The sequence below is a fragment of the Paenibacillus camerounensis genome (assembly GCF_000723885.1).
Lineage (GTDB): Bacteria > Bacillota > Bacilli > Paenibacillales > Paenibacillaceae > Paenibacillus_AQ > Paenibacillus_AQ camerounensis.
In genome coordinates this window covers 103,914-110,205 of sequence record NZ_CCDG010000019.1, presented here as the reverse complement: position 1 = coordinate 110,205, position 6,292 = coordinate 103,914, and the positions used below count along the sequence as shown (strand labels likewise).

Here is a 6,292-nt window from a genome sequence, read left to right as displayed (position 1 = left end):
ACCTGCTTGCTCGCAGCCAGCAGTTGCTGGAACTGCTCGCTGCCTTGCAGCTCCGGCGTCGCCGCGAGCATCTGCTCAAGCCCGGCTGCTACCTGCTCTGCACCGGCAGCCAGTTGGCCGCTCGCCGCCTCCGAGGCTGTTAGCCCTGCGGTCAGCCGGCCGCTGCCGTCCTTGGCATCCGCCAGCCCGGCGGCCAGCTGTGAGGCTCCGCTCTGCGACTTCGCAGCGCCTTCCTGGAGCTGCTGCTCCGCCTTGGAGAGCTGGCTCAGGCCGCTGGCCAGGTCAGCGGTACCGTCTGTCAGTGTGCCTGTGCCGTCATTCAGCGTGCCTGCTCCCTTATAGAGCAGCTTCAGGCCGCTCTGAAGCTCCGTTGTGCCGCTCGACAGCTTACTCAGATTGGTTTTGAGCGTAGACAAGCCGTTTGTCAGCTTGTCCGCCCCCTCCTGCAGCTCACTTGCCCCGCTGCCGGCATCACCAAGCCCTGCAGCAATTGTATCTACCTGATCATACATGCTCCGTGTGTACGCTTCAGTTATTTTGGCGGACAGCTTCGACTTCAGCTTATTCATTGCACTGTTGCCGATCTGGCCGGCGACAAAGTTATAATCGCTGTTCGGTTCAAAAATAATCTCCGCCTGCACCGGCTTTTCCTGCGTCAGGGTAGTCGCGTTCTGCGAGAAATCAGCAGGAATCGTAATCGTCATATAATAGCGGTTATGCGCCATGCCGTCTTCCGCCTCAGCGGCATCTACGAATTTCCAGTTGAAGTCGGTGTTTGATTTTAACTCATCCACAAAATCATCACCGGCATCCATCGTTTTCCCCTCGTACTGCGCCCCCTTATCCAGGTTAACTACAGCGACGGGAAGCTTGCCTGTATTTCCGTAAGGGTCCCAGGAGCCTTCAACAAGGAATCCGCTGTACAGCATCGGCAGTGCCGCCACACCAAGCAGCGTAATCAGCAGCATCGGTTTCCCGAGCAGGTTTTTTAAATCCTTCCAGAACACATTAATGGCTCTCACAGGCTTCACCCTCAATCTTTTATTTGTAAATACATGAAAACTTTCATAAACATTCATTATTAGCGGAAAAAAATAGCCCGCTACAGGCCAGGATGTTCATTATTACTTGAGAATGCCGTTTGAAATAAACAGCATCATGTGCTCCTTGATCCGGGCTTCATCCAGCGGCTCATGGGCTTTATTCCATTCCGTTGTCAGTGCCAGGTATAGACGCAGGATCATAAACGCAGCCACACTGGAATCGCAGGGCTTCACTTCACCGCTGCTGATTGCTCTCTCAATCTGCTGTCTCAGGAAGTCCAGTGCATAGTCCTCCATCCGCTTAACCCCTTCCAGCGCCTGCACTGTACCGATATCGCGCACTTCCTGGGCAAGCTTGACGAACAGCTCATGATCGGAGCGGAACTCCAGAATGGAGTCAAGCAGATTAAACAGTTTATGAATAAAGGTGTTATCCTCAGCTGCGATCCGGTTCATAACCGAGGTTAACTCCTGGGTGGCCTTGTCCAGAATTTCTTCAAACAGCTCTTCCTTGGTCTTGAAGAACGTATAGATTGTTCCCTTGCCGACATTCGCGATCTTGGAGACCTGCTCCATTGTCGTCGCTTTATAACCGAACTGGACAAAGGATTTGGTTGCCGCCAACAGGATTAATGACTTGCGGTCGATAGACATAGATCGGACTCCCTTCTAAGGTTATAACAGCAAAAATGACTAAATTATTTTTTCGGTCATACGGTCAGTAATTAATTTAACATGTCTGCCGGCAGTTGACAACCATTTATTTAAAATTTGATTTTTTTTGCGAATTAGCCGCTGGCTCTTTATCTGCCGTATGTCTAACGGCGCTGCTCTGATCTCCGTAAAATGTCATGAAAGGAGTATCCATTGCCGTCTTTTCTGGGGTATGATAAGAAGGATGTGATCGAGAAACTACATTATGGATGGTGGAATATGTTTAAAAACAAAAAAATGCTGCTTATTCTGGCCGGTCTGGTCATTGTTGCGGCTGTTGTTGTCTGGCTTGCTGTAGGCGGTAAAGGGGATGACAGCGGCAATACCGCTGCAACCGAAACCCCGGGAGGCGCAACCGTAACCGAAGAAGGCGGCACCAAAGCGCTGGCGCAGACTTTTTATATCTATGATACCGTTGTGAACATCAAGATATTCGGCAACGATGCCACCCAGCAGAATATGGATGATATCCAGAGCATGCTGGAGCGGATGGATACCCAGTTCAGCCGTACCAAGGAAGACGGAGAACTGTATGCCGTGAACCGGGCGGCCGGCAAAGAAGCCGTAGCTGTATCCGACGAAACCCTCGATATTGTGAAGCTGTCTATCAAGTACGCCGAAGAGATGGACGGGCTGTATGAGCCGACAATCGGACCACTGGTGGATCTGTGGGCAATTGGCGAAGGCGGCGAGCGTGTACCGGACCAGGCTGCAATTGACACCGCGAAGAGCCTGGCCAACTATAAGGATATTATTATTGATGAGAACGCCAAGACCATCAAGCTTACCAGAGAAGGCATGGTGCTCGATATGGGCGGGATCGGCAAAGGTTACGCTGCAGACCGGATCGCCGATTATTTGAAGGAGCAGGGACTGGACAGCGCGATGATTAACCTTGGCGGCAGCAGCATTATCGCCCTTGGCAACAAGCCGAACGGCTCCCCTTGGAATATCGGCCTGCAGGACCCGGACCAGAGCCGCGGCACCCAGCTGGGCACTATCAAAATCACCGATGAGGTCATTGATGCTTCCGGTGTGTATGAGCGCTATTTCATGCAGGACGGCGTCCGTTACCACCATATTCTTGACCCGCGGACAGGTTATCCTTCCCAGAACGGTCTGAAGAGCATCACGATTATGAGCCCAAGCGCGACAGATGCAGATGCCCTGTCCACCGGCGTATTCCTGATGGGTCTGGAGGAAGGGATGGCTTATCTGCAGTCACTTCCGGAAGATGTTGAGGCCTTCTTTATTACCGATGACAACAAGATCTATGCTACGCCAGGTATCCGGGAGCGGCTCCAGCTGACTGATCCGACCTATACGTTTGCGGATTAACCTTATATTCCTGTACAAATAAGAGGGGGCTGAGTGCCCCCTCTTATTTGTATCCTCCCTGCTATTCACTGTCCTCCGAAATCAGTTCACCCGCTGCCATATCCGGATTCAGCCACAATTCAATCCTTTCATGAGTCCTTTGCACATCTTCATCATCCAAAATATAGTACCACTGATCCGTCCACTTATCGGTCCCCTGCAGCATATGGCTGTTAATTTGCGGAGTGCCGCTTTCAAAAACAACCCTCTTCGCCAGCTCCAGCATGAACTCTGCTCTCATATTTGTTTTGAAGTTATCCCCGGCAACCCCCATAATATCTTTGATATTAGCGATATTGCTGAACTTTTTCATCCGGTCCAAAACAGCCTTAAGGAAGATTCTTTGCCGCTCTGTACGTTTAAAATCAGAATCCTCCCGGTACCTTACATACATTAAGGCTTCGTTTCCTGTATAAATCGGCTTGTTAGGTTCAATACGAAGCTTCTCATGCGCCGGATTTTTATTTTCAATCAGCTTAGTAATCGGCAGCTCGACTCCGCCTATTGCATCCACCACCTCAACCAGTCCGCTAAAATTAATCGTTGCATAATAATTTACCGGTACATCCAGCAGATGCTCAACCGTATCCACACTCATCTGTGCGCCGCCGTACGAATGGGCTGCATTTATTTTGGTATTTTTTCTTGCTCCCTTAACCTCTTCCGCCCCGACAATTCTCGTATAGGAATCACGCGGAATCGAAACGAACAGGACTTTATTCTCTTTCGGCCGGACTACGGTGTAAATAATCGAATCGGACAGCCCGTTCTCTTTGCCCCGCTGATCTGTACCTAACAGCAGCAGAGAGAACGGCGGGCTTTTATCCAGCTTTATTGAAGCAGCCTCTTCTTCATCATTGTTATGGCTGAGCGGAACATATGAATGTTTAAGCGTGCCTTCTACGGTCGGCGCAACAACATGATCAAACCCGAACATTAATAATTCTTTGCGGAATATAAAGGACAAGATGCCTGCAATAAAAATAAACGCCAGAATCGTGATCCATACCTTTCTTCTTCGCTTACTTTTCTTTTTTAGTATGCTCCTGCCTGTTCTTTGTAAGGGCGATGACGGGAGCGGATTATTCTTTTTCATGTATCAGCGAACCTTTCCTTGTTCTATTATTTTACTCTATTTTACAATTAATGACTCCCCGGCGAGTATGCTTTCTATCATGCTATATGAATTTTCTCTGCAAGTATTTGTGAATAACAAAAAACGGCCGAGCCTCAGGCTCCGCCGCTTTCTGTTATCCTTGTTTTCCGCCAGCCCCTCAGATCAGGGGAAGCCTGCTGAATTCCTTGTAATCCGCAAAAATATAGCTCGGCACATGCGCTGTACGCGGCTGTCTGCCGCGTGGATTGTACCAGCATACCTTCCAGCCGGCCGACAGCGCGCCAACCACGTCATTATCCCAGGTATCACCGACATAGAGCGAATGGTCCGGAGTGGTTCCAGTAGCCTCATTGACATGCCTGAAAATCGCCGGGTCCGGCTTAGCCAGTCCGACCGCATCCGAAATGAAGATCATCTCCGGCGGAATCAGCTTGTCGATGCCGAGGCCCCGCAGCTTATTCGTCTGATGCTCCTCCGGCCCGTTGGTGATAATGCCGACCTTGTGCCCGCGTGCAAGAAAGTGCCTGATCTGCTCCTCCACACCGTCAATCATATCAATGGTGTACTGCCGCCCGATATAGGCTGCCTGCACACGTTCTGCCTGCTCCCGGCTGAGCGCTATACCATACTCGGCAAAAGCCAGCTCCAGCCGCAGCACCCGCGTTACCTCCAGCTCAAGCTCACCGCTGAGGTACTTCGGCCAGAGCAGATCGCTGTGATGCCTTACCGTATAGAATAATTCCGCGTAATCCAGGCAATCCTCATCCGGCGCCAGTACCTCGCGCACCGCTTCACGGAACGGCACCAGATGGTCGTACAGCGTATCATCCAGATCAAAAAACACGGCTAATTTATTACTGTTATCCACTACAATTCTCCTTACTTGAAGCTTTCATTTAAAAATAAGATCATACGTATAAAATTCCTCATCCCTTATATAGCCCTGAGCTTCATACAGGCGCTGTGCCCGGATATTATCCGTCATGGTGGTCAGCGTCAGCCCTTTGCTTCCCCTGTTCACGGCATACTCGCGTACGCCTTCCAGCAGCAGCTTGCCCAGACCCAGTCCGCGCAAATGCTCCGCTACATACAGATCATTCAGTATCCACAGCCGCTGCATGGTCACCGAAGAGAACGACGGATAGAGCTGTACAAAACCGCCGGCCTGACTGCTGCCTGCCTCATCCTTTAGCGCCATAAAAAGAACCGACTCTTCTGCCCGCAGCCTCTCCTGTATGAACTGCAAAGCTCCTGCAGAATCGGGCTGCTTCCCGTAAAATACCCTGTAATCATTGAACAGCGGGGCAATCAGCTCCGCATCCTGCCACTCCGCCTGCACCAAACGGTAAGCTTCCATCCTTTATTCCCTCTTTTCCATCTTCCGCTACTCTTTGGAGTCGTAGAAGACATGCCGGGCGCTGATTTTACCGTCCTCAATATCCAGGATTCCGAAGGAATACTGCTTCTCCCGCCGTTTGTCGGTAGGCGAGCCGGGATTAAACAGCAGGACGCCGTTCTCCCTGCGCATCAGCGGCTGGTGCGAATGGCCGAACAGGATGCAATCCACCTCTTCACCCTCAAAAGCCAGCAGTGCGTTGCCGTCCGTCCCTTTACGGGAATATGGAGCATGGCCGTGGATCATTCCAATGCGCACTCCGTCCAGGGTAACAATCTTCTGCTCCCCGAACCGGCGGATAATCTCCTGGCCGTCATTATTGCCGGCAATTCCCTCTACAGGGGCAAGCTCGGCCAGCAGGTCATAGATCTCCATTGCCACCCAGTCTCCGAGATGGAGAATCTGGTCCACCTGACGGAATTCCTCCACAAGCGTCTGCGGCAGCGCCTTGGCCGACCGCGATAAATGAGTATCGGATACGACTCCTATTTTCATCTGATTCAGCTCCTAATCTGCATAATCTCGTACATCTGTCACCGTTTTTAGCGAATGCATATTTTCAGATAATTGTACGATTTGCAGCAGGCAGAAGCAAGTAAAGCGCTATCATCCGCAGACAGAGCAGCCTCTCCGCGGAAAGGTCTG

Annotated in this window: 7 protein-coding genes; 1 reads left to right on the top strand and 6 read right to left on the bottom strand. The window is 51.1% G+C overall.

Translation table 11 applies throughout. The annotated features are described in order from the left end of the window. Together BN3772_RS07845 and BN3772_RS07840 are read right to left on the bottom strand one after the other, a co-directional pair. On the bottom strand, positions 1–1,022 hold a 1,022-nt coding region (locus BN3772_RS07845), incomplete at its 3' end, for a YhgE/Pip domain-containing protein (RefSeq protein ID WP_042198438.1). A gap of 102 nt (positions 1,023–1,124) precedes the next feature. After that, complete coding sequence (locus BN3772_RS07840; protein WP_042198436.1) at positions 1,125–1,697, bottom strand: TetR/AcrR family transcriptional regulator; 573 nt, start codon at positions 1,695–1,697, stop codon at positions 1,125–1,127. Between the two features lie 279 nt (positions 1,698–1,976). Here BN3772_RS07840 and BN3772_RS07835 point away from each other — a divergent pair, with 279 nt between their 5' ends. Continuing rightward, positions 1,977–3,095, top strand: a complete 1,119-nt coding sequence (locus BN3772_RS07835) for an FAD:protein FMN transferase (protein ID WP_042198474.1) — start codon at positions 1,977–1,979, stop codon at positions 3,093–3,095. Positions 3,096–3,156: 61 nt separating this feature from the next. Here the strand turns inward: BN3772_RS07835 and BN3772_RS07830 are convergent, their stop codons facing one another. The 4 genes from BN3772_RS07830 to BN3772_RS07815 form a co-directional block, all read right to left on the bottom strand. Next, the gene (locus BN3772_RS07830; RefSeq protein WP_244444694.1) at positions 3,157–4,101 is read right to left on the bottom strand and encodes an LCP family protein; all 945 of its coding nucleotides are present in this window, start codon (positions 4,099–4,101) and stop codon (positions 3,157–3,159) included. Between the two features lie 307 nt (positions 4,102–4,408). Further along, positions 4,409–5,119, bottom strand: a complete 711-nt coding sequence (locus BN3772_RS07825; RefSeq protein WP_086074453.1) for an HAD family hydrolase — start codon at positions 5,117–5,119, stop codon at positions 4,409–4,411. Between the two features lie 24 nt (positions 5,120–5,143). Next, positions 5,144–5,608: a GNAT family N-acetyltransferase gene (locus BN3772_RS07820; protein ID WP_042198431.1), complete on the bottom strand. Its 465-nt coding sequence runs from the start codon at positions 5,606–5,608 to the stop codon at positions 5,144–5,146. A 27-nt stretch (positions 5,609–5,635) separates the two neighbouring features. Then, a complete protein-coding gene (locus tag BN3772_RS07815) occupies positions 5,636–6,142 on the bottom strand; it encodes a metallophosphoesterase family protein (RefSeq protein ID WP_042173713.1) in 507 nt (168 codons plus the stop codon). Between the last annotated feature and the right edge of the window lie 150 nt (positions 6,143–6,292).

Bases quoted from the DNA above. Each gene is read 5' to 3' on its own strand.
- BN3772_RS07840 (WP_042198436.1), bottom strand. From the start codon at position 1,697: ATGTCTATCGACCGCAAGTCATTAATCCTGTTGGCGGCAACCAAATCC.
- BN3772_RS07835 (WP_042198474.1), top strand. From the start codon at position 1,977: ATGTTTAAAAACAAAAAAATGCTGCTTATTCTGGCCGGTCTGGTCATT.
- BN3772_RS07820 (WP_042198431.1), bottom strand. From the start codon at position 5,608: ATGGAAGCTTACCGTTTGGTGCAGGCGGAGTGGCAGGATGCGGAGCTG.
- BN3772_RS07815 (WP_042173713.1), bottom strand. From the start codon at position 6,142: ATGAAAATAGGAGTCGTATCCGATACTCATTTATCGCGGTCGGCCAAG.